At 62.6% G+C, this 645-nt stretch carries 1 protein-coding gene; it reads left to right on the forward strand.

The window, feature by feature from the left end; genetic code table 11:
- A partial coding sequence (locus tag RM704_RS44590; RefSeq protein WP_311593580.1) for a helix-turn-helix transcriptional regulator occupies nucleotides 1-578 on the forward strand: 578 nt, incomplete at its 5' end.
- Between the last annotated feature and the right edge of the window lie 67 nt (nucleotides 579-645).

A 645-nucleotide genomic window follows, 5' to 3' on the forward strand; every position in this document is an offset into this window, starting at 1 on the left:
CATACGGACCGGTCATCGAGCATTGCGAAATCGCCCTACCAACAACATTGTTCGCTGGGCCAGACCTACCGATCGTACGGCCTCGTCATCCGTTCACGCTCCAGCTCATCGAGCGAATGCGACAACTCGCACCACGAACCGACGGGACCGCGCAGCTGCTCGCTGCGGCGCTCAACGAATCGATGCGGTTGCATCTCATCGATTCGTTCACAGAGCGAGGCACTCCCAGCGTTCGTAGCGATCGCCTACTCGGCGAGGACGAGCAAGCACGGTTGGTCGACTACATCGACGGGGGCAGCGTCGAGTTGGGGAGTACCGTTGCGGCCCTGGCTGATCAGGTCGACATGACGGTCGACACGTTCAAAAAGGCATTCGCCGCGACGTTTCACACCACTCCACGCCAGTTCGTGCTCGACCGGCGGATTGCGATGGCGAGGGCACTGCTCGCCGACCCCGCCTACTCGATCGCCGACATCAGTGCCCGCCTGGGGTTCTCGAGCACCAGTCATTTCACGACGGTGTTCAAGAAGCGCGTCGGCGTGACCCCCGCCGAGTACCGGCCACGCTGGCCGAAGTAGCACCCGTGTCGACGAAGTAGTCGTCGATACCGGCGTTGCGGCCGTTGGAGCCGGCACGACTCGTACT

Origin of the sequence: Streptomyces gottesmaniae, assembly GCF_031845845.1 — a bacterium.
Classification (GTDB): Bacteria; Actinomycetota; Actinomycetes; order Streptomycetales; family Streptomycetaceae; genus Streptomyces; species Streptomyces akebiae.